This window comes from Bradyrhizobium shewense (assembly GCF_900094605.1).
In the GTDB taxonomy this organism is placed as follows: Bacteria; Pseudomonadota; Alphaproteobacteria; order Rhizobiales; family Xanthobacteraceae; genus Bradyrhizobium; species Bradyrhizobium shewense.
In genome coordinates, this window is the sequence record NZ_FMAI01000005.1 from 348,757 (window position 1) to 371,704 (window position 22,948).

Here is a 22,948-nt window from a genome sequence, read left to right on the forward strand (position 1 = left end):
ATCCGAACTGTCCTGTTCGGCTCCGTGAGCCTGCCGTATTCGGAGGAAGAATGACCCCATTTGGAAGTTCTATCCATTCGATTTAGGTTTTGCTTCGAGGTGACGGAATTACCTGCTGAGACCTGGTCCTCGATGCATTGCCTGGCGAGTTGTCGACGCAGTGAACGGGCGAACCGCCTTGATTGCAAGCGGCCCCACGATTCTGGCGTTCTGGTGAATGAGCCTGCGAATGGAGGTGCCGCTCGAGACCGATCTCCATTGACTGCGAAATTGATGGAAGCTTTGAGGCCCTCAGATCTCCAAACCGCTGCGGCCGGTGAGAGCGGAAGAAGCGTGGCTTGTAGGCCGCGCAGCGGCGCGATTTCGCCGGTGCTCTCATCGAATGGTCACACCTCTGCGCCGGATGGCTGTAGTCATATGGATGGTTGAAGCCGAAGTCATCTGCCTTGTGGGAGGCCTGTCGCTCTGCAACCGCTGGGACAAGAGATCTGCAGAGTTCTTGACGTCTCACATCATGGCGACGTGAGTGCGACGGTTGCATTGGCTGAAGGAACGACGAGCTGAGCTCAAATGGATGCCTTGTCACCCACCGAGACGCAAACTCTCATTCAGACTGCTGTCGAGTTCGTCGTTGCGGCAGGACTTGGCGCGGCCCGGGCCCTCGGCATTATGCTGGTTCTTCCGGTATTCACGCGACCGCACATTGGCGGGATTATCCGCGCAAGCGCGACGGTTGTGATTGGATTGCCTTGCTTGATGCAGATCAGGAACGGCTTGCAGACACTAGATCCGGGCACCCGTATGGTTGCGGTCTCGCTCCTCGGTTTGAAGGAGATATTTATCGGCCTGCTGTTCGGTTTTCTGCTTAGTATACCACTTTGGAGCATCCAGGCCGTTGGTGACATCATTGATACCCAGCGCGGCATCTCCAGCCAGGTGGACGATCCTGCCACACGCAGTCAAACCGCCCCGATGGGGCTCTTTCTCGGGACTGCCGCGGTTACGATCTTCGTTGTATCAGGAGGTCTGCAGACCATGGTCAGATGCCTCTATGGAAGTTATCTGATCTGGCCCGTGTATCGGCTGCTACCGCCCCTGACCCACCAAGGGGCAATGGAGTTTATCGGGCTTCTCGACCATGTCATGCATACGACTCTCGTGGTCGCCGGGCCCGTGCTGGCTCTGCTGCTTCTGATCGACGTATCCGTCATGCTGCTCGGGCGCTTTGCGCCGCAAATCAAGCTGAGCGATCTCTCTCCGACCATCAAGAATGCCGCCTTTGGCATCATTATGGTCAGCTACGCCGTCTTCCTGATCGAATATATGCAAGCAGAGATCATTCGGTTCAACGGCGTGCTGGAGTGGCTCGAGAAGTTCTTGAAATGAACGACACGAGCGAAGAGAAAAACCTTCCACCAAGTCACAAGAAGCTGAGGGACGCGCGTAAGAAAGGGCAGAGCCCGCGCAGCGCCGACTTTGTGACCGCGGCAAGCCTTTGCGCTGGTTTCGGCTGCCTGTGCTTCAGGGCGGGCCCGATCGAAGACGGATGGCGCGAAGCCGTGCGGCTCACCGACAAGCTGCAGGAACAGCCCTTCAACAGTGCGGCCCGGCAGGCGTTGGTCGGATTGATGGACCTTTCTATAACAGCCGCGGCTCCCATCCTAGGTGCGGCGATTGTTGCGGCGATTCTGGCCGGTGTCTTGGCCGGCGGCGGGCTGACGATTTCGGTTGAGCCGCTTAAACCCAGCTTTGAAAAATTGGACCCCGTCAAAGGGCTGAAGCGGATTGTCTCCCAGCGGTCGGTTGTCGAGCTTGGAAAGTCTATCGTCAAAGTTTTGGTTCTTGGCGCAATTTTCGTTTTCACTGTGTTCGCAAGTTGGAGGGCACTGGTATACTTGCCCGTGTGCGATTTGAGCTGCTTTGGTTTTGTCTTTAAAGAGCTCAAAGTGCTGATCGCGATTGCTGCCGGCGCTTTTCTGATTGGCGGCTTGGCCGATCTGCTCATTCAGCGTTGGTTGTTCTTGCGCGACATGCGCATGACGCAGAGCGAAGCCAAGCGCGAGTCCAAGGAACAGGATGGTAATCCGCAGATCAAGGGTGAACACCGCAGGCTCCGCCGGGAGTCGGCGAACGAGTCTCCGCTCGGCATCCATCGGGCGACAGTGATACTGACGGGGCGAGCGACATTGATTGGGCTGCGCTACGTTCGGGGCGAGACCGGCGTCCCGGTACTGGTGTGCCGCGGCGAGGGCGAAACGGCTTCACAGTTACTGGTCGAGGCGCGCGCCCAACGTCTGAGCATTGTCGAGGATCATGTGTTGGCGCGTCAGCTGATCCGAAAAGGTGCGATGGGTAAGGCCGTGCCGATGGAGTGTTTCGAGAGGGTTGCAAAGGCAGTCTTTGCCGCCGGCCTAGTTTAGGGTCCCACAAAACAGCGATGCGCTCAAATCTCTGGTCAACGACCCAACTGTCCCAGAACCTGATCTGCTAGCTGCACGTTCCCAAGAAAAGGACCGAGCAAAGATTGGATTCCAGAAGGCTCGTCGGCCGATTCCAAGACTGATATGGACAAGAATGGCCAACCGACGTTCATGCTGCTCGGGTCTTACGAAGCCGCTTATTGGGTTTCTGGCGCAACCCTGTTATGCGTTTCATCCTCCAAATTGGTCCTGTTGCCCGCCGACGTAGCCCCACGTGCGGTGATGGGAAGCACTGCACGATCACCACTGGTCGGCATGACAGCGCTATTGCCTAACAGGTCGCCAGGTTCATTGACCATGACCGCAAGGTTATGCCGGACTGAGCAGCCAAGGGTTGGATTGAACGAATTGTCGTTTACTGTAGGACCGACGATGGAGAGCGAGGGGCAGACCGGAGGATGGGCTTCGAAAGTGATCGCTTCGATCCTCACCCCGGAACGAGCCGGCAAATCCACACGAGAAGCGGACAGCCGGATGTTGTAGGTGGCAACGCCCATGGCGCGAGCCTCGTGGGCCACCTGTGCAATGAGTCTGGGTGGGCCGATGACACCCACATGGAGGGCATCCCGCCGGCCGCGACTGGTCGCTGCAATAAAGCTTCGCAGCCGATGCCGTTCGGGGCCACGAAGGCTCTGCAGGAACAGCACGCTAGTCTTCTGCTCGACCTGGATCTCTTGGTCAGCCGGCGCGGGCTGGATCGAGGTAGTAATTGCGCAGCCCCCCAATGTTGCTCCAATAACGATCGGATAGCACAGATGTCGCAAAGTCATTTGGCGATCCTCATTCGATAATAAAGCCCGCGCTGCCGGTCAATCCTGGTGCGCTGGCGCGAGGCGCATCGCGCTCTCGCGGCGGCCGGGCCACCGTGTTCGTCAAAATCCGCCCCGCGTCTGAGGGCGGTGAGATGCGGTCGCTCGGCGCACTCATCCGGCTCGGATTCGGTCCGGGCCGCACGATGTAGGGCGTGACAATAATGACCAGCTCGGTTTCACGTTTTTGAAACGATGAGGAGCGAAAAAGCGCGCCCAGGATCGGCACATCGCCGAGCCAGGGAAACTCGCCGATATCAGTGTTGAAGTTGCGCCTGATGAGGCCGCCGATTGCAAAGCTCTGACCGCTAGCGAGCTCGACCACGGTGCTCGCCCGCCGAGTCGAGAGGGCAGGGACCGCCATGCCATTGATTTTGACTTCGCCTTCGCTCGACAATTCGCTGACTTCGGGTTTCACACGGACATTGATCTGATTATTGTTGAGAACCGTCGGAACGAACTCGAGGCTCACGCCGAACTGGCGAAATTGGACGGAAACCTGCCGGTTGTCCTGCATCACCGGAATGGGGAATTCGCCGCCGGCGAGGAAGCTTGCGGCTTCGCCGGACATGGCCGTTAGATTCGGCTCAGCCAGAATTGAGGCGAGGTGCTCGCTCGCGAGAGCGTCGAGAACAGCGCTCAGGTTGGTATTGCCGGCGCTAAACCCAATCCCGATCGTGCCGCCGCCGCCGGCCGCGCCGGACCCGCCCCCTTTGCCGGTCACAAGGAAAGCGCCGTTTGGGCTCGAGGCCGTGAAGTTGATGTTGAGATCCTTGACGGCGCTGCGGGAGACTTCTGCCACCCGTACGCTGAGATTCACCTGCAATGAGCCGGCGACCTGGATCTTGTTGACAACCAGCGCGCCCGCGCCAAGAAACTGCTCAGTGACCTTCCTGGCGGTCTCGACGACATCGGCATTAGGCGCCGTACCGCTAAGGATCGCGCCGCGCGGGGTATAGCTGACCTGAATAGGATAGTCGCCGACCTCGGCCTTAAGCGCGGCCCGCAAATCTTCGATCGGTTGGGTGACGACAACACGCAGCTCGGCGAGAGCCTCTCCGTTGTCGTTCAGGGCAAACAGGCTCGTCCGTCCGGCCTTTTTGCCAAACACGAAAATCGTGGTGTTCGATGGCGCCTGATAATCCGCAATCGCTGGGTCAGCTATAAAAATGCTCGCAGCCGGCCCGGTCAGATGAACTGTCTTGCCCTGTGAGGAGGTAAGGTTGATCGTGCCCGTGGTGCTGCCAGGCGCCGCACGTGGCGGTTCCCCTTTGCCATCCCGCTTTGTCTGAGCTGTGACAGCAAGCGGAAATAGCAGAGCGAGTGCGCACAGGACGTAGCAGAGGCGGGGAAAAGCGGCATAGTGCGAGCCGCTGGCGACCATCGGCGGCTCGCGGGCGTCATTGTTAACCACGTTCAAGGGAGTGCTGCTTTCAAGTTCGATCGGCTAGGCGGCCGATGCTGCGCCGATGAGTTCGAGGGTGTAACCGACACCGCGCGCGGTCTTGATCCTCAGCGTTGCACCCGCTTGGCTCAAGTGCGTGCGTAAGCGATAAATCCCGACTTCCAGCGCATTGGTCGAGACCTCATCGTCAAATGCATACAAGCTATCTTCGAGCGATGCGCGCGGCACGGTACGGCCCGCGCGGTTGAGCAGATGTTCAAGAATGCACACTTCGCGGCGCGCAATTCTCAGTATTCGACCACCGATCGAGACTTGTCTCGCGATCGGATCGAAATGCAGATTTCCGAATGTCACAACCGGCGCCATCATTTGCGTTGACCGTCGCAAAATAGCTCGCATGCGGGCAATGAGTTCGTCGATAAACACGGGCTTGGGCAGAAAATCATCCGCGCCCGCATTGAAGATCGCAATCCGCCGGCTAAGATCATTGAGACTGCTCATCATCATAGCCGGCATTGATCGTCCCTCGCGCCGCAACTGCTTCAGCCAGTCCAATCCGTCTCCATCGGGCAAAGCCGATTCGAGCAGGAGCATGTGGTAGTTCGCGCAATCGAGCGCGGCCGCCGCCTCATCCAGCGTGCGTGTCACGTCGACGGCGAAGCCACAATTTAAGAGCGCTTCCTTCACGTCGCGGGCAAAGTCCGCATGATGATCAACCAGGAGAATTCGCATTCATCGCCTCTCGTCCATCCTCGGCAGGACTTGAGCGTGTCACGCTGACCATGAGAGTCGGCGGAGCCCAGAGGCTGCCGCTTTGGCGTGAATTCGAAAAGCCGTAAACGACACGCAAGACGTTGTTGGCAGGCGACCCATGTCTGCGCGTCCATCGTCATCGGATTGGCGGCCTGCGGCGGATCGCCTGCGCGGGGGGGCGCGGCTCAAAATCTCCCTTACGCCGGCAAGAGCCCTGCAATCTCTCACGAAGCTGAGAGTCTTGGCCGCGCGCTGATGCATCTGTAGGCCGAGCATAGCCGTGCCTGCATGCACTACACGAGCGCCTGCCGTAGCGACCGTGCCAAACCGCCCGGACGAAACGAAAGCGCAGGCGAGAGCGGCTGTATTTGCCGCCGAACAGACTTCCGAAACCGACATTGGAAACTCCCCAAGTTCGCCTTGACCGCGGTTAGCCTGCAAGGCTGTTGAACCCGTAGTGTCGTCAAGTCACGACAACGCAAGTGTTCCGCGTTTGAAGACACTTCACGCGCTATGCATCGACCAGTGGCTGGAAAAGGCCGAGATGCGCGACGAAACACGCCCATCGGCGGGATAGACGTCCTCTCGATAGCCGCTGACAGCCGAGCAAGACGTCAACTGTTCGGTCGCTCCGGAGACGTTCTCCGCCGCAGTCGAGCGAATGCTGCCAACGAACGAGAAATTGAGTCCGGCGTTGCTGTCGCGCATTGTCTAAGGTGGTTACGCCGCCTCCCTTTCGTCAGACAGGGTGAACGGCGCAAGAATGATCTAATCTCGAGCTTGGACTCGGCCTGTGGTCGGCACAGGCGAAATAGCGATTGCCCGCGTTGTTCTCGCGCGCTGCATCCTGGTCTGGCTGCGAGGAGGGCGCTGCGTCTTGCGCTTACAGAGCAGATAAACGACGCAAACTCTGAAGGGGAGCAGTCGAGTAGTGCGACCAGGCGGATCGGCCGAGCATTGAGGTTTTGAGACGTTCGCAATTGTTGCTACCTGTCAGGAAGAGTTCACGTGAGTGGATTCTGTCGCGAGACTGTCGGAAATCCTACAATCTGACGCTGGGTGCGATTCAAGTGCCTTTAAAGGCTCCTTGTAGCAGTGCCCTCAAACTCGGAATCGTTGTGAGGCAACGGCGACACAGTTCGCCTGCGGGTGGCGGTCGGTCTCGCTCTGTCCAACTTAAAATGTCCGAAAAGGCAGTCGTTCTTACCAAGCTTTGGGTAAGCCTTGACCCACGATTGGGCGATCCGATCCGCCTCATACGTGGCAATTTAGCGGGAAGACCGTGGCAAGGCGCGGGATGCGTCCACGTGAGGACAGGAGCTGACGTCCGAGATGCAGACGGCCGATCGCGCGAGCCAAGTTGTTCAGCAAGGGACCGAGGAGAGAATCGATTGCCAGACGTCATCTTGAATGCGGGCTCCATACATTGCGATCGACTATGGGGCTTTTAGGCGTGTTCGGCAAAATCGATTGTTTTGATGGAACGCATCCAGGTTGCTGATCGGCCGTACTGCACTAACGCCGCTTGCTGCGGACGAGTGAATACCTGGTACGATTGCGGCCGAAAGACCTGTTGGTTGACCGCGCGGTTAATGTCAGGCCGAGCCAGCTAAGGCGGGGGAGCGTTCAGCGCCTTACCTCACCAAAGCCGCTGGCCAACCGTGGGGGCGGCTAACAAATTGATGCCAGGCGATGTCACAACGCATCAATGCCAGAATGCTTGAACGAGCGGGCAGATGGCGCAGTCGACAGACCATCTACTCATTACTCTCGCGCTTGTACGGATTCGCTTCGCTAGCGGTCCGGTAGCTTTCCAAATTGCCGCCCAGGAACAGGCGCTCGGTTTCTCGGGTTGGCGTTCTGCCCAGTGAGCACATCATCGACGTCCCATCGATGTTGTCCTGATCTTCGGCATCCATTCCAAGCCCAATGCTCCTCAGCACGTCGTCGGGGGTCCAGACAGTTGGCTTCGGTACGGGATGTGTAGCGCGTCCGCATTGTTGGCGATCGCTCTCGCCCAAGGATCACGAGAAACGGCGAGTTTTGCCGGATCCTCGACCAACGATGCGAAGGGTGATGCTGTTGTCTTGCCGCGCATATGCCGGCCAGCTTGGCGCGCTCGGTCCATAGGATACCGCTCCAGAGGATCTCCAACGGAAGAATGATCCCGAGCCGAGTTGCGGACATGCGATATCGCGCTCATGTTTTCTTCCATGTGCGGCTTGCAATCATTGTCCTGATTCTGAAAACGCCGCAGTGTGACATATGACGACCCCACCACCTCGTCGAATAGGCGGTCCCGATCGACGGGAGCTGCGGTCGCCGATGACAATGTGCTGCTTGCTGCTCGGCAAGGTCGATCTCGTTCCGAAGCGCTTCAAGAGTGGTACCTGCCAGTGTTGCGGCAAGCTGAGCGCGCGCGCTGACAAGTGATGAGGCTGGATAGCGACTGGTTTCCCGGGCCACCTCGTTTGGCGCAGACGAGGACGTGGCAGTCGCGGAATTTGCCGCTAAGGAGACTGAATCCGACGTCGGGTAGACCGAATCTAAGTCGTCTAGATTCAAGTCATTCAGCTGCTGCTCAAAGCTTTCTTGATCTTCTGAACTGTGTGCCGGTGCGCCGGTCTGGGCGCTAAGCTCGTTCGGTTGCCAGTCGACGGTGTGCGCGTGCAGCAGCGCGTCGTGAACCTGAAAGGGAGTGTCTGCGGCATTTCCGTTCATCAACATTCATATCTCTCTCCCTTCGAGTGCCGGCTTCGGCGTAGATTGTTGCAGGGGCAGCTTTCGAGAAGCGGACGGACCAGGACGGAAGCCATTTAGCTTTAGCCGTTTGAGGGATGCCGAATGGAGTCAGTCAGTGAGGCGAGCGGTCAGCTGGACGGAAGCCGCGCAAAGCCACGGATCAAAAGTCGGTGCCGCCTTGTGCCTTCTGGTATTGCTGTTTCGACTAGGCCGAGATCGGGTGCCTTGACTGAGCTTGATCCGACCGCCGCGTCAGGTTCGCTCCACCACCTCATTGCGGACACGTCGTCTAGCGCAGACAGTCCTTGCACAGCTATCAAGATGGACGAGCTGGCCCATGCGGCTGTCCGAAGTGTTCCTTCGTAGATCGTCTACTTTATGCAGATGTGAGAATTGCATGCTTTCTGTCGTTGGGCCTGCAATGGAGGAACGAGACTGGTTGCCGTTTTGTGTTTTCCAAGCGGCCGACGCTCGATCAGATCGTTCTAGTCGACGTCGCGCGAGGCTAAGCCACTTCCGCAAACCTGACATACGAGGTTGTGATGTCGGAATAACCATTACAACTACTTGCGCTTGGTTGCGACAGGATGTTTTTGTCGCTGGCGCGAGCGCGCTTGATGTGTGGAATCAGCCAAACGGTTTGCGAGCACGACGTCTTGAAAAACGAGATCTGTGGTACTTATCGAGGGAGAAGAGCATATGAAGTTTACTGGCATAGGACTGACGATCCTGTTGTCCTTGCTTTCGGCCGCGAGCGGGAGCGCGCTGGTGAGAGCCGATGAGCCCTCGCCGAAATACACCGAGGTGCTCAATGCCCTGCAGGCCGGGAAGAATGTGAAGCTCATACTGGACATGAGCCGCTGTACCACCGCGGAGGCTGGCAAGCCTGCGTCGGCGACGCAGGCCGGTCTGGTCATCAACGCCTTCAGGGTGACCGCCCAGAACGGCATCAGCTTCGCCAATGCACACCAAACGGTCGACAGCTCCGGACATGCCGTGACCGAGTACATCCGCCATAGCCTCAGCCGGGAAGGCAAGCTGACGGTGCGAGCCTCGAAGCTTGTCGTCGGGACCACCGAACTCGTGAACCAGGGCGAATTCATCTGCGAACTGCCGGAAGGCGCAAAGTTCATCTGGTAACGAAGAGCACAGGGCAGCGGGATGCGCTTCGAAGACTTGATCCTTTAATCGTGTGGACATCTTCGCAAGCCATGACGCGGATCGTTTCGATCGTCAGGAACGGCCAGAGTGTTTCTGGCCGTCTTTTCGTCGGGCAGGCATCGAGTTGCGCGAACTTGCTGCAGTTCGATCAAGGTAACTCATGAGGGCCGTCGATCTCGATTCGATCTCAGTGATTGGAAGATCGGCGGTTCAGGCTATCGTGTATGGGTTGGAGCCAAGGCCTCTCAGTTGAGCGCTCCAGATTGGCTCGCCATGGTACGTCCGCACGCTGTCCGCGGTCCTTGTGAGGGCATTGTTTCCAACCCGATCAAGCGGCGCCCGCGATGATGACGCGCGACCCCACCCCACGATGCGCTCGTATCTTGCATCCCGCGTCTTTTGGGGTCCTTTCACCGGAAACTTCCGTGCTGCCGAATGCGGCCACAACGTGATTGAACCATCCCGCTTTAGATCATGCTGGGCCTCGCCGCTGTGGGGTTTGCTCGCTGCTTAAACTATCTTTCGGACGCAATTCTAATTTCTCTGAAAGCAAACGATCCGACGTGGTTTCGGGAGCTTGAGCAGCTGCCCGAGGCGAGGACGAGCACCTCGTTCAGCCAAATTGCGGCCGATGGAAGAGAAGAACGCGGCCACCGGGTAGGCTTTCGGCCGTGTAGGGCTGACCGTGGATCAGAAAACGGGTCATTGGGACCTCCTGGCTCGGCAGAAGGCCCAGGTTTTGGAGCATGTCGATCACGACAGGCGAAGCCTCTTGGGGGCCGTGCCTCCAGTCGTCGCCGAACAACTCTCCGAGTTCAGGCACTTGCGGGGACGGCTGATGGCCCGATCCCGGTGCGGCAGACGGCAGTGGAATGTTTGGCGCCACCGCCAAAGGAGCGTCCTTTCGCAATTCGAACGAGGAGAGCGGACTAAACCCAGGTGCAAGGCCGCCGTAGGCATGCGGGGGAGCCGTCGGCGTTACAAGCGCAGCTTCACCCGGCAAAGCGAGCCTTGGGTGATGAATGAGTTGAACGTCGTTGGATCCTCTCGGTCCCAACACGGCTGTGTAGCGATCGCCGCCAATCTCATAGTTCATGACCGGACTTTCTCCATTAGGCAAGAAGTCCCACTTGCCCAACGTGGAAAGCAACATTTCGGGGGCCAACTGGGTGCCATGCGAAAAATCCTTGGGCACGGCGAACGAAACATCAAACGTATCGCCGATAGCAGGAGACCGCAGATGGATGAGCTGAACATCATTGCGCCCACGCGGTCCTAGCACGGCCGTGTAGCGTTCACCGTGAATGTCGTAGGTCTTTACCCGCTGTGCCGCATCCGGCAACAGACCCCAGCGGCAGAGCCTGGAGCGCATCATATCCGGCGCGGCCTGGGTGCCATGGGAGAAATCCTCGGGAACGGCCAAAGAGGCATCAAAGCTCTCGCCGGCTGCGGCGGACATCGTATCATGTGTTGCCGGGGTCGCACCATCTTGATGCATCATCCTCCTAAAGTCTTCTTCAGAGGCGGGATTCTGCGACCGTGAGCCCTGCCAGATCACGGCATGGGGGGGCGACCCCATTGCCGTCCATAACTTGGATGTATCCAGATCGACAGCAGGCGCAGACCCGTCTCGATCCGCGGCATCGAAAAGCTCTTCCTGGACGACACTTTGCACGGGCGAGTGGGTCACTGAACTCGTGGTTGGCCAAAGCACCGGTGCACTGAAGGGCACGGATGGCAGTAGGCGCTCGCGATCCGCCGCATCGAAAAGCTCTTCCTGGGCGACACTTTGCACGGGTGAGTGGGTGACTGAACGGGTGGTTGGCCAAAGCGCTGGTCCATCGAAGGATGTCGCTGGCATCAGGCCCTCGCGATCCGCGGCATCGAAAAGCGCTTCCTGAGCAAAACTCTGCACGGGCGAGGGGGCGGCGGCACGCATTCCCTGCCAAAGTACCGGCGCATCGAAGCTGGCACGTGGAGGCACTTTGCTTCGGCGCACAGCGTCGAAAAGCACATCCTGAGCGACACGTTGCACGGGAGAATGAAGGGTCCCCGTTCCCTCCCAAACCTGCGTAGCATTGAAACCGTGGGCCGGCAATGAGCCGCCTTGGTCCGCAGCGTTCCCCAAAGGCTGCTCATGATCGAAAAGCTGCACGGGCAAATCGGCGTCCGGCTGTATTGGCTGGCGCGAGTTGCCTCCGTCAGCCCCCGAATTGTCCTGCCCGGCGATCCGGCGGTAGTCACTCAGCCTGTTCAACGAGTAGATGAGTTTCTTGTCCTTCGGAAACAAAGCGTCGGCATGGCCGAGCAGCGCTTTGTGACTGAGCTTAGCAATTGACAAAGGTCGCAGTGCTGCCGCTAGCTTCCGAAGACAGCTAGCATAATTTGCAGCGGTTTTTGCATCGAGTGCTCGACCAAAGCCCGCCTCGGCGGCCTTTCTGATGAGGCTCGCGTCTTCCTTGGACGGACGATAATGTGTTGTGGGGGCCGGAGCGGTGTCGCTGGGCTCGCGGTACCTACTAACCATTGACAATGCAGGGGCGATGACCTTGTCTTTTGGCAGTAGCTTCTTGGAGCGGTCGAGCAACGTATCGTCATCGAGCTCAGCAATCGACTGACCAGACTGCTTCAGCGCCTCAGCCAATTTGCGGAGCCGACGGTCGTAAATTTCGATGGTGGTCGCATTCGGCTGTGGCCCTCGGTCAAGGGCAGCACCAGACGCTGCTTGGATGAGGCGATCGTCTTCTTCAGTGATGTCATAAAGATCGCTATGGGAATATATCGGGCCGAGCTGTCGCACCTCTCCCAAGTGTTGCTCAAACACCGCTTGCGGTTGTTGCGGCTGCTCCACGGTGGTATCTGACGCAGCGGAATCTTTATCGGCTGGGTTGATCGCGTTGTATCGGTCCATGGTGCAGTCCACTGGCATCGCTTCCTCGTTCTTTCGCTACTCACGTTAGCTTTCCAAAACCTGACGTGGCCGGGCGGAAAGATAGAATGATGATGGCGGGCAAGTGCCTTTTCCAACCTGACGACAAGTGCGGCGAATGCAAAGACGGTACAGCTTTCGGCTGAAACTCTGATTGTCCAAGTGCAGTACGCGGCCAGCCCGCACTGGCCAGTCGGACCGAAGTGTTATAGATGGCGCGAACGCTGCTTTCGATTTTTCCGAGCATCGGAAAAGCCAAATGAGGAGCCTCTACCCTCAGCCTTTTGTCCCTGACTTTTGGATGGATTGATGCGCTAGCGGTCCGATCGTCAGCTAGATTCCCGCACAGAAACAGTACCTCGCGCTCCTCAGTCGGGGTATCGCTCACCCATGCCAGATTGGGTTCATCATTCTCAGTCCCGTCCTCAGAATACTGACGATCTCTTCGGCCGTCCAAGTGGTGACCCTCGGCACCGTGTAGCTGTGCAGCTCATTCGCGTTTCCGCGATTGCTTTGGCGCCATACTCGTTGTCGACGTCCGGCGAAAGGAGCAGTTGTAAGGCCTCCTCGGACAGTGATACAAAAGGCGAAGAACTGGTATCGCCCCTCATGTGCTCTGCCGCTGCGCGGACCCAGATCAAGTCGTTGGCCTTCCCAGATATTCCAGGGGGCGGCGTCGTAATGGCTTGCAATGGCTGGCGTAGTCTTGAAAGCGCTGCAGCTCTGCGTACGAAGATGCCACCACGTCGTCGTAGAGGCGGCCACTATCGACGCCGTCGCCTGACGGCCCAGTCGCTCTTGACCATTGTGCTGATCTTTGCGCAGCGAGTTCGATTTCTCTTCTAAGTTCCGCAATATTCGCGCAGGTCAGCGTTACGGCAAGCTGAGCGCGCGTTCTCACAAAGGATGCAGCTGCGCACGTTCGTTCTCCTGGATAGCCTGCGCTCTCTTATTGCCATCCGTCGCAGTCCGGGTCGATCCAGCCCCGGGTGAAGCTGTGTTGGGAGGATTGGCTGTGGTTCTCTAAGCCACTGATCAAAGTCTGCTTGCGCTGTCTCTTGCTGTCGCGGCTCGACGTAATTCATCTGAGCCGCGCATGGGTTGACGTTGTCAAATTGGTCCATTCCCGTCTCCCTTTGGTAGCCTCTGTCGATATCATTCGGACAAAGTTGATCCGATAAGGATCAGCAACTGAGGCGCGCGCGAATGTCTATAAACTGGATTGGATCTGGTTCTCGAACGGGTCGGTATGTTGAGGGCATACGTGGGACTGACCGGGATCCAGCTCCTTTTTCTCTTCCAGATTTTTTTGAACCAGAGCTGCGTGAGGAAGTCTGCCGAGGCCAGCTTGCATCGCCTGCGAGTCGATGTCCTTGAAACGTTACTCCAGACGCTAGCTCTGGTCCGAACAGCCGATCTGGTCGCGGCCATCGGGCTCGTGACCGCGCCGGCGTGGAGTGGAGCTCATTGTGCTCTGTTGGGATTGCTGATGGGCGCGAGGATTCGTGGGCCCGCCGGGCGCTGGTCGCCAACAAGACCCGCGCGATGCTACTTCGATCCAGGCATCCGCAACACGCGCGGAATAGCCTAAACTCACAATATCAAGGGGGCTGCGCGGCCGCGAGACGTTGGATTGCCGACCAGACTTGGCAAGGCCACGAACGATTCGGCTCGCATGAAAGGCGCGGCGGCGACCAACCGGCGCACGGGCGCCTCAGCTCGGAAAGACAAAATGGGGAGTTGACGCTTGCAGCCAATGCGCCACACGTGCACCACAAGGTTGGTCACGCCTAACAACCATATCGCGGCGAAAGCCTTGTGGTGTGGCCTGCAGGCGCAGCCGAACAAAAGGACCTAGAGCGATCTGCGCAGTCGGTCGTATCGGCTCCTCCTTCCCATCCTCCGGGCCCGACGCGATTCCAGTCAAAGTAGCGATAGATCCCAGACCGGTGATGGGCGGGGTTCCCGCAACGCGTACAGCTAAAAAGGCCTGAGCTATTCAAAGCGGCGGAGGCCTGCCCCTGAACCACTGAATAAGTGGTGCCGCAACCGATGCATGAAAATTAGACTATCATTAGTCTTCCTGGGTCGACCCAAATCGGCCAGTTGGCCGCTGCGATGCCCGAAGGAAGCCGCTCTTGGCGCTCGCGGGTTGCACCCCTGTTGCTAGTGGCAGGACGGCAGCAGGACATTGATGGCCTAGGTCAGAACGCCGGGGCTGCGGTCGGCCACCAAGCTGGCGCGGAGCGTGTCGTCCGTGATCTCCCACGCCGATGATGGCCGCAGACCTCGACGCTGGGCAGGCGATTCGATCTGGCATTGTTGAAGCTGATAGCCCGCGACTCATCACGAGAGGCGTGCCCCACCTCATGTGCCGGTAAGTGACGCGCTCCAAAACCCAACTGGGTGATTTCGTGAACATTGATGCGGGCGCTTTTTGACGCTCTGAGGTGGCCTATGTCCAAAGGTAACTGAATCCGTGCACGTATCGGCGCGCTCACGAGAAGGAGCCGTGACGACGGGCATTCTTGCGAAGTCGCGCTCGGTCATCATCCCGATAAAAAACGCGAGGACGATGCGGCGCCTGCAGATAATCAACCGAAGGTCCGTAGCATCCTCGAATGCGCAGGCGGCACGGGAAGAGAGTTCACTTCGAAGCGTTGCCTTAACGAGGCATCGAGAATCTGGAATGTTTCACCGCATTATTAGATGGTTGGCTTGGCGCGGCCTTATTGATCGGATGTTGCTTTGCAACGGGGCAGCAAGCGGTTGATCAACAATGTCGCGCCAAATCTGTCGTGTGTTCTCGACGCATCAATTGATGTCGTTCGCTTCGAGCCGGCGCTCCCAATTGAAGCCGCTGCAATCAGGCAGCGCGTCTTCGGTGAGCCTGATCAGAGACCATTTGGGGTTAAGCGATGGAAAGATAGGCATCGCAATAGAAGAGGATGCCAACAGACGATAGTAGATTGAAATACTCAACTATTGCGTTTGCGGGGTCTGGACCTCTAAAGATCCTCTAGCTTGATCATTGCTCGCCCGGTCGGGGGTCCAAACGTTTCGATCGCGAATGCCATCCAAAACATCTTCCTGAAAAGGAGCTGGCTTCTGATGAATTCTGGAGAGCTGATGTGAGTGTACTCGTGTGGAAGCAACCAGCTGCTGGAAACAAGCTGTCACGTCGGCGCCAATCGGCAACCAGCGTGATCGAAGCTCTTCTCGGCCGCGCCCGCTCGGAGAAGATCGCAAGACCTAACAAAAGCTTCTTTGGTGACATTCTTCTCACATCAGCCAACTGTTTGTTGTCTATCCCTCAAATTGAATGCCCGGAGCACATGCAGGGTGAGCTTGCGAGAAAGCGCAGGCTGGCTGCCAAGATCGACTTGTCCACAAGGCCCACCAAGCAGCTCAGAGGCCGCCGCACGAGGGGCTGCGATGTCTTCGCGTAACTCCATGCTTCACCTTGGCTTAAATCTTCATGGTGCCGGTGGTCATTTCGCGGCGTGGCGCTGGCCGGGCACAAATCCAAGCGCCTTTTTCGACATCGAGCACTACGTCCGCGCTGCGAAGATTGCGGAGCGTGGTCTGCTGGATGCTGTATTTCTGGCCGATACCCCTGCGATAAGTTCCGACATTACGCACCAGCCGCCGCTTAATGGGCTCGAACCGACGCTGGTTCTCGCTGTGATTGCACGTGATACGGAGCGAATTGGCCTGATTGCGACGGCGTCGACTACCTACAACGAACCATACAATCTTGCCCGCCGCTTCCAATCGCTCGATGTCATCAGCCGCGGGCGCGTTGCGTGGAACGCGGTCACGACGTCGAGTCCGGCGACGGTTGCAAACTTTGGCGGTCGAGAGGTCGGGCGAGCGGATCGCTATAGACGTGCGGAGAACTTCGTTGAAACGGTTCGTGCTCTCTGGCTGAGCTGGAGCGGCGAGGTGATCATCGCCGATCAGGCTGCGGGTGTTTACGCAGATCAGAGTCAGTTCCGCCTGCTCGATCCCGCTACCAATAGTTTCGGCATCCGAGGCCCACTTACGCATCCCGGTTCGCCCCAAGGCTACCCAGTCATCGTTCAGGCGGGCGGTTCGGATCCCGGACTACGGCTCGGCGCCCGCAGTGCAGATGTCGTGTTTGCGGCAGCTGGGGACTTGTCAACGGCTTTGCAGGAGGCAGAGCGCCTGCGCGCGCTCTCTCGGCAATTCGGCCGCCCTGCGGCTCCGCTCATCCTGCCAGGCCTTGTCACCTGTATCGGGGGCACCGAGGAAGAAGCGGCTCGTCGCAAGAAAAACCTTGACGGACTGCTCGATCTGGAGCGCGCCATCGTCGTTCTTGCACGAAGCATGGGTGTGGCGGCCGAGAAGCTCAGCCTCGAAAGGCCAATCCCGGAGGAGATTTTGCCTACTGCAGATGATGTTCCGTTTTCTGTCGGTCACCATCGCACGATTGAGACTCTGGCGCGTCAAGGTCGGACGGTTCGCGAAATCATCAGCAGCGTTCAAGCGTTTGGCCACCGCTTGCTCGTGGGTGCGCCCGAGCAGATCGCGGACTCGATTGAGGCATGGTTCCGCGCTGGCGCGGTTGATGGTTTCAACATCATTCCGGACGTGCTGAAAGATGGCACTTCAGCGTTTGTCGACAATGTGGTGCCCATCCTGCAGAAGCGCGGGCTCTTTCGCAAAGAATATCGGGGGCAGACGCTGCGAGAGCATTTCGGGCTCTCCATTCCTTTCGAGCCGGCACGAGCCACAGCTAGCTCACCGCTATGACGCTTCCTCAACATCAAATGATTTGGAGCCTGGATATGCCTTTATCGAATGCGCGGTCAACGAGGCGATTCACTGGAAAGCCGAACTATCCAGCAAGAACCGTGGAGGCTACCCTTCTCGTGCTCCTGGGCCTGTCGCAACTGCCATCAAGCATTCATGCTCAAGAAGGGTTAGCCGGCAGCGTAAAGCGAGGAGGCGCTATCCGTTACGGGCATTTTCAAGAGCCTACTTGCCTGTTCGGGGGCTGGGTGCAGCAATGGTATCTGCAACGTCAGTACAGCGATAATCTAGTTGCGCGCACCGAGGGCGGCAACATTGTGCCATGGCTTGCCGAGTCTTGGAGCATCTCCGACGACAAAAAGGTGTACACATTCGAGATAAAGCCGAAAGTAAAGTTCACCGACGGGACTGCGCTCGATGCGCAGGCTATCGCTGACAATATCAGCGGATGGCTTAGCAACGACCCCGATCTTCGCAATCCGACTGCCGCTCCCTATCTTGGCGATAGCTTCGAATCGGCAACTGCAATTGCTCCTCTGAGGTTGCAGGTAAAATTAAAGGTGCCGTTCCAGCCCTTGCTGAACGTGTTCGCCCAATCCTCACAAGGCATTCTCTCGCCATCGGCGCTCAAACGTGGACTTGCGGTCAATTGCGAGAACCCTGTCGGTTCCGGCCCATTCATTGTCGACAAGTGGCGCCATGGGCGAGAAGTCACCTTCCGCCGCAATCCCGACTACAATTCGGCCCCGGCCACCGCAAAACATCAAGGGCCGGCTTACGTTGACGGGATCACCTGGAAGTTTCTGCCAGATCAGACTGTCCGATACGGCTCGCTGATCACGGGCGAGACCGATGCCGTATACGATATCCCGGCTGTCGCATGGAAGGACGCCAACTCCCGCTTTTCAGTATTGCGGCACCTTACCGGCGGCACCCCCCTGCGCTTGGCGTTGTATACGGCCCGGCCCCCATTTGACGACGTGCTCGTCCGCAAGGCCTTTGCCTATTCTACTGACCGAAGGGCCGCGGTCGACACATCCTTCCTTGGCTCTTTGCCGTTTGAGGGCAACGGGGCGCTAAGTCAGAGCTCGCCGGAATACCTGCCTGAGCTCGGCCATTCCTATGGATACGATGTTCGGAAGGCCAATCAGCTGCTTGATCAGGCGGGTTGGACTGAGCGTAATCGTGACGGCGTTCGTCTCAAGAACGGCAAACCGCTCATCGTGCGCGTTTCCTATTCGAACGCTTTTCTGAAGCCGGATGGCGAGCAAGCCTTGCAAGTTATCCAGCAGCAGGCAAGGGAGGCCGGTTTTGACGTACGTCTTCAACCCACCAATCCGGCCGATTTCTTCGCCGGAAAAAACCTCGGACCCGATGATTATGAGATCGTTCTCCTCTATTGGGTTGCCCCCGGCGCTGAGATATTCCGGATCTCGTGGAAGCCCGATCAGAACGGCGAGACCAATCGCTTCAATCCCTCACGCTATCAAGATCTGACGCTTTGGGACGTCATTCAAAAGGCGGAGCAGGAACTTAATGGGGCGCAACGTACCGCCCTCTATCAGCAGGCGGAACGGAAGATCGTGGATGAGGCTCCTGTGATTGGCCTCACGGTGCTGGACGTAACGTTGGCGACCAAGCCGAACCTCAAAGACGTTTGGCTGGACCGCGGCTCGGTTGGCGAGCCCGTTTTCTATGACGCTTATTTCGATGACGGGAAGTGACGCCGTGAGGATAGTAGCCCATCATCCCATCGTTTGGTTCGCGCGCCGGATATTCTCCGGCGTGGTCGTGGTGTGGGCTGCCGCAACCTTTGCGTTCTTGATTCAATGTGTGCTCCCTGGCGACCGCGCCCAGATCATCATCAATGTGACGAGTGGCAACGTCGGGCCGGCGTCGTCGGCGGAGCTTGCAGCGATCAATGCGAAATATGGTTTTGATCAACCGCTCGCTGTTCAATACGGCAAATACATATTGCAGATCCTGCATGGAGATCTTGGCGAGTCGTACCAGCAACATCGGCCTGTCGCAGCGATTATTGCGGAACAGATTGGCCCTACGATTGTTCTGGCCATCGCTGCGCTGCTGATCGCATGGCTTATCGCGATTCTGACAACCTTGTTCATCGCTGGCAGAGACAACATATGGTCGAAGCTGCTCAATGACACACAAGTCTTTTTGGCAACGGTGCCGCCTTACTGGCTAGCCACAATTCTGCTTGTGCTCTTTGCGGTAAAGCTAGGCATTTTTCCGGTGATCGGGGGAAACTCGCCGATTGGGCTCGTTCTGCCGACACTTGCGTTGGCTCTTGAACTATCGGGCTTTTTCGGACAAGTCGTTCAGAACGAATTCACGCGCGTGCTCGAGCAGCCGTTCGTTACGTCCGCAAGGGCGCGGGGTATGAGTGATTTCGGCGTCAGGCTTCGCCATGTCCTCCGCCATGCCGCATTGCCGGGCATTACTTTATCAGGTTGGGCGCTCGGCAAACTTCTTTCGGGCGCGATTTTGATCGAGGTGGTTTTCGCCCGTCAAGGCCTAGGTGGCGTCCTTGTCGCTGCGACGTCCTCGCGAGACGTTCCGATTGTCTCTGGAGCTGTTTTGATCTCCGCGGCCCTATTCGTCCTTGCCAGTATCATTGTCGATCTGACTTACCGGGTAGTCGATCCGAGGATCAATTTGACATGAGCATGTTCGCCGAAGTCACCTTGTCTCGGCCGCTCAGAGAAGTCCTAGCGATCGTGCGTCGTGTCCCCTTTCGAATTGCGGTCTGTATTATCATCTTTGGCGTCTTTGTCCTCGCAGCCATGGCGCCAAAGGTGCTGCAGACGCACGATCCGCTTGCTATTGATCTGAGATCGGCATTGCAGTCTCCGTCGATCGCTCACTGGTTTGGAACTGATCAATTGGGTCGAGATCTTTACTCTCGCGTGGTCGAGGGCGCAGGCCAATCCTTGGCTATCGGACTTGGCGCGACGGCGCTGAGCATGTCCATTGCAATGGTCATCGGCGGCGCCGCTGCACTTTCTGGCGGTTTATTAGACAGCATTCTCAGCAGAATTATTGACGTGCTCTTCGCAATTCCCACGCTCTTGCTCGCCCTTGTGTTCGTGACAGTTTTTGGGCCGTCAGTATTGACTGAAGTCGTAGCTGTCGGAATCGGAACAGCGCCAGGCTATGCGCGCATGATCAGGGGCCAGATGCTTTCCATCAAAGGGGCAGGCTATGTGGAGGCCGCTAAGGTGCTGGGCCATCCATTTTCCCGTATTGTCTGGAGGCATATTCTTCCCAACGCCATGAACCCGCTGACGGCAATGATGACGATCGGCGTAGGACAGGCGATTATATGGGCCTCCGGTCTTGCTTTTCTAGGACTTGGCATCGCTCCCCCGGCGCCTGAATGGGGCGCGCTGCTCAATGCCGGGCGCAATTATGTAATCTACGCCTGGTGGCTGGAGATCATACCCGGCTTGGCAGTTACGGCGTTTGCCCTCAGCCTCACCATCATCGGGCGCCATCTACAGGACCGTCTGGAAGGACAAAGATGAATGTCGCAGGGTAGCCCCCAGCCTGTCCCGCAGCAGCCAGACCTCCTCAGGGTCGAATCGCTGCGTGTCTCCTTCGGGCGCAGCATCGCCGAGAACACAGTCGTGCGCAGCATATCCTTCTCCCTCCGACCGGGACAGTGTCTCGCGATTGTCGGTGAATCCGGCTCGGGCAAGAGCGTGACTGCGCGGTCTCTCATAGGCCTTGCTGGTCGCTACGCCAATGTTCATGCACGCCAGCTAAGCTTCGACGGGATGGACCTAATCGGCCTTAGCGATCGTGCATGGCGGCGCATCCGCGGCACCGAGATTGGCTTTGTATTACAGGATGCACTCGTCTCGCTTGACCCGCTTCGCCGGATCGGCAAAGAGGTTGGTGAAAGCTTGCTCCTCCACGGTGCGGTATCATCACGCGAGGAGCTCGCGCAGCGCGTCATTGCTCTCCTTAAGCTCGTCGGTGTCCCTGAGCCCGAGACCAAGGCCGAGCGGCTGCCGCATCAGTTATCCGGCGGCCAACGTCAACGGGCTCTCATCGCTTCGGCACTTGCACTCGATCCGCGCATCCTGATCGCAGACGAACCGACGACCGCGCTCGATGTCACGGCGCAAGCTCATGTGCTGGCACTGCTCGAGGAGACCAAAACGAGGGGCAAGGCTCTGATCCTGATCAGTCACGATCTGGCAGTGGTCTCCCGCGTGGCGGATGAGATCCTCGTCATGCGAGGAGGCGAGGTCGTTGAACGCGGGACCGCTGCCCAGATATTCAGAGATCCGCGACACCCCTATACTCGTCAGCTGCTGGACGCCGTGCCATCAGGCCGGCCGCGCGGCTCACGCCTCTCTCCATCAACTATTGTGCGTTCGCCTTTGCAGCAAATGCAGCTACCCCTACAATCGCTGCCGAAATCTCATCCTATCCTGCTCGAAGCGACAGGTCTAGTGAAGCGCTTCAAGGGCCCGGATGGCACTTTACGGGCGGCTGTGGACGGCGTCTCCTTCGAAATGCGATCCGGCGAGACTTTGGGCATCGTGGGTGAGTCCGGATCAGGAAAGTCAACGATGGCGCGCATGGTCCTGGCGCTCGACGAGCCTGACGAGGGAGCCGTTCAGTTTGCAGGCCGGCCTTGGACCACGCTCGCCGAATGCGAACGGCGGGCTCGGCGGCGGTCGCTATCGATCATTTACCAGGATCCTCTTGGCTCGTTCGATCCACGTTGGACGGTCGGACGCATCATATCCGACAGCCTTTCGAGCGATGTTGAGACACGGCGCAAGCGGAAGGAGCGTGTTATCGAACTGCTCGATCTGGTCGGGCTATCCCAGGCCTTGCTGGACCGACGACCGCTCGAGCTCTCGGGCGGTCAGCGCCAGCGCGTTGCGATCGCCCGCGCGATCGCACCAAATCCTGCCGTAATCGTCTGCGATGAGCCGGTTTCGGCGCTTGACGTCTCGATCCAGGCCCAGGTCTTGGACCTGCTCGGCTATCTGAGGGACCACCTCGACGTAAGTTATCTCTTCATCTCGCATGATCTCAGTGTTGTTCGTCATATCAGCGATCGCGTCATAGTTATGCGTCGGGGGAGAATTGTCGATAGTGGCGTCACTGACGAGATATTTCGTAATCCACAGTCTGAATATACTAAGAGCCTTATCGCCGCCATGCCGCGTCTTGTGCGGGACCAACAGATAGGTCATTCAGCTACGATCCTCGAAGAAGGCATTGCGTGAATGCCTTCGAATTCGATCCCTTATCATTAAATTGTCTATCTCCGACCGCTTGGGCATTCGCCTTTGCACCTGCCGATTTGGTCACGATTGCGCGCTCGTTCATCGCTCGACCAGGACAGTCTGTGGCGCGGGTTCCCACTAGATGGACGACCGGCGCGCCGAGCAGGGCTAGCCGAGTTCGAACACTCGCTAACCGTGAGTCGGCGTTCCGCAAATGTCGAATTGCAAGTCATCGATTGAGTGCCCGCAAGGACACTGGCGACTCTTGCTCTCCTGCTAACGAGCTCGGAATTTTCGCTTTGGCGATAGCCTTGCGATCATGGTGCAGTCCCCGACAACGAGACCGTGTTTGTCAGGTTCAAAACATTCGGAGTCAATATCGATTTCATGACGCCTATTCAGCCCCTTGCTTGCGACTGATGCGCGGCTGGCACGGTCGTTGCTATCGGATAATGAGGTAACGCGGCGTAAGGGCTGAGTGCAGCCCTAGATGAAAGAACACTTTTCCGCCCGGAAGCCGTGGGTCCGTTGAGAAAGAAGCAAGACCTTGAATTTTTCGCATTCTGTTTGATGGAGAGCGATTTGGATGTGCCTATAAGAGCTGACGAGCCAAACCGCGACAT

At 58.0% G+C, this 22,948-nt stretch carries 16 protein-coding genes; 9 read left to right on the plus strand and 7 right to left on the minus strand.

Annotation, left to right across the window (positions count from 1 at the left end):
• Positions 1-570 precede the first annotated feature (570 nt).
• Both sctT and GA0061098_RS12650 read left to right on the plus strand, forming a co-directional pair.
• Entirely contained in the window at positions 571-1,386 is an 816-nt protein-coding gene (gene sctT, locus GA0061098_RS12645) for a type III secretion system export apparatus subunit SctT (RefSeq protein ID WP_091956606.1), read from the plus strand.
• Complete coding sequence (locus GA0061098_RS12650) at positions 1,383-2,420, plus strand: EscU/YscU/HrcU family type III secretion system export apparatus switch protein (protein WP_091956607.1); 1,038 nt, start codon at positions 1,383-1,385, stop codon at positions 2,418-2,420. The genes sctT and GA0061098_RS12650 overlap by 4 nt, the downstream gene beginning before the upstream one ends.
• Before the next feature lie 197 nt (positions 2,421-2,617).
• On the opposite strand, the gene GA0061098_RS12655 is transcribed toward GA0061098_RS12650, so the two are convergent.
• From GA0061098_RS12655 to GA0061098_RS46055, 6 genes are all read right to left on the minus strand, one after another.
• Positions 2,618-3,250, minus strand: coding sequence for a CpaD family pilus assembly lipoprotein (locus tag GA0061098_RS12655; RefSeq protein WP_091956608.1), 633 nt, complete (start codon positions 3,248-3,250; stop codon positions 2,618-2,620).
• 10 nt (positions 3,251-3,260) lie between these two features.
• Entirely contained in the window at positions 3,261-4,709 is a 1,449-nt protein-coding gene (locus GA0061098_RS12660; protein WP_091956609.1) for a type II and III secretion system protein family protein, read from the minus strand.
• 27 nt (positions 4,710-4,736) lie between these two features.
• Positions 4,737-5,426, minus strand: a complete 690-nt coding sequence (locus GA0061098_RS12665; protein ID WP_091956610.1) for a response regulator — start codon at positions 5,424-5,426, stop codon at positions 4,737-4,739.
• Between the two features lie 525 nt (positions 5,427-5,951).
• Positions 5,952-6,155: a hypothetical protein gene (locus tag GA0061098_RS43690; RefSeq protein WP_129590841.1), complete on the minus strand. Its 204-nt coding sequence runs from the start codon at positions 6,153-6,155 to the stop codon at positions 5,952-5,954.
• Positions 6,156-7,204: 1,049 nt separating this feature from the next.
• Positions 7,205-7,366: a hypothetical protein gene (locus tag GA0061098_RS46050; RefSeq protein ID WP_245323250.1), complete on the minus strand. Its 162-nt coding sequence runs from the start codon at positions 7,364-7,366 to the stop codon at positions 7,205-7,207.
• A gap of 280 nt (positions 7,367-7,646) precedes the next feature.
• On the minus strand, positions 7,647-8,174 hold the full coding sequence (locus GA0061098_RS46055) for a hypothetical protein (protein WP_245323251.1): 528 nt from the start codon (positions 8,172-8,174) through the stop codon (positions 7,647-7,649).
• A gap of 714 nt (positions 8,175-8,888) precedes the next feature.
• On the opposite strand from GA0061098_RS46055, the gene GA0061098_RS12680 reads away from it, so the two are divergent.
• On the plus strand, positions 8,889-9,329 hold the full coding sequence (locus GA0061098_RS12680) for a VirK family protein (protein WP_091956611.1): 441 nt from the start codon (positions 8,889-8,891) through the stop codon (positions 9,327-9,329).
• Between the two features lie 634 nt (positions 9,330-9,963).
• Here GA0061098_RS12680 and GA0061098_RS12685 read toward each other — a convergent pair.
• Positions 9,964-12,261 carry a hypothetical protein gene (locus tag GA0061098_RS12685; RefSeq protein WP_165637315.1) on the minus strand — a complete coding sequence of 766 codons (2,298 nt, stop codon included), beginning with the start codon at positions 12,259-12,261 and terminating at the stop codon, positions 9,964-9,966.
• Between the two features lie 3,149 nt (positions 12,262-15,410).
• On the opposite strand from GA0061098_RS12685, the gene GA0061098_RS43695 reads away from it, so the two are divergent.
• From GA0061098_RS43695 to GA0061098_RS12720, 6 genes are all read left to right on the plus strand, one after another.
• Entirely contained in the window at positions 15,411-15,728 is a 318-nt protein-coding gene (locus GA0061098_RS43695) for a hypothetical protein (RefSeq protein ID WP_129590842.1), read from the plus strand.
• On the plus strand, positions 15,715-17,055 hold the full coding sequence (locus GA0061098_RS12700; RefSeq protein WP_091956614.1) for an NtaA/DmoA family FMN-dependent monooxygenase: 1,341 nt from the start codon (positions 15,715-15,717) through the stop codon (positions 17,053-17,055). The genes GA0061098_RS43695 and GA0061098_RS12700 overlap by 14 nt, the downstream gene beginning before the upstream one ends.
• Before the next feature lie 119 nt (positions 17,056-17,174).
• Positions 17,175-18,779: an ABC transporter substrate-binding protein gene (locus GA0061098_RS12705; protein WP_245323253.1), complete on the plus strand. Its 1,605-nt coding sequence runs from the start codon at positions 17,175-17,177 to the stop codon at positions 18,777-18,779.
• Complete coding sequence (locus GA0061098_RS12710; RefSeq protein ID WP_091956615.1) at positions 18,751-19,740, plus strand: ABC transporter permease; 990 nt, start codon at positions 18,751-18,753, stop codon at positions 19,738-19,740. Before GA0061098_RS12705 ends, GA0061098_RS12710 begins: the two co-directional genes overlap by 29 nt.
• The gene (locus GA0061098_RS12715; protein ID WP_091956616.1) at positions 19,737-20,600 is read left to right on the plus strand and encodes an ABC transporter permease; all 864 of its coding nucleotides are present in this window, start codon (positions 19,737-19,739) and stop codon (positions 20,598-20,600) included. The genes GA0061098_RS12710 and GA0061098_RS12715 overlap by 4 nt, the downstream gene beginning before the upstream one ends.
• Positions 20,601-22,325, plus strand: coding sequence for a dipeptide ABC transporter ATP-binding protein (locus GA0061098_RS12720; protein ID WP_091956617.1), 1,725 nt, complete (start codon positions 20,601-20,603; stop codon positions 22,323-22,325). It abuts the gene before it with no gap.
• Positions 22,326-22,948 lie beyond the last annotated feature (623 nt).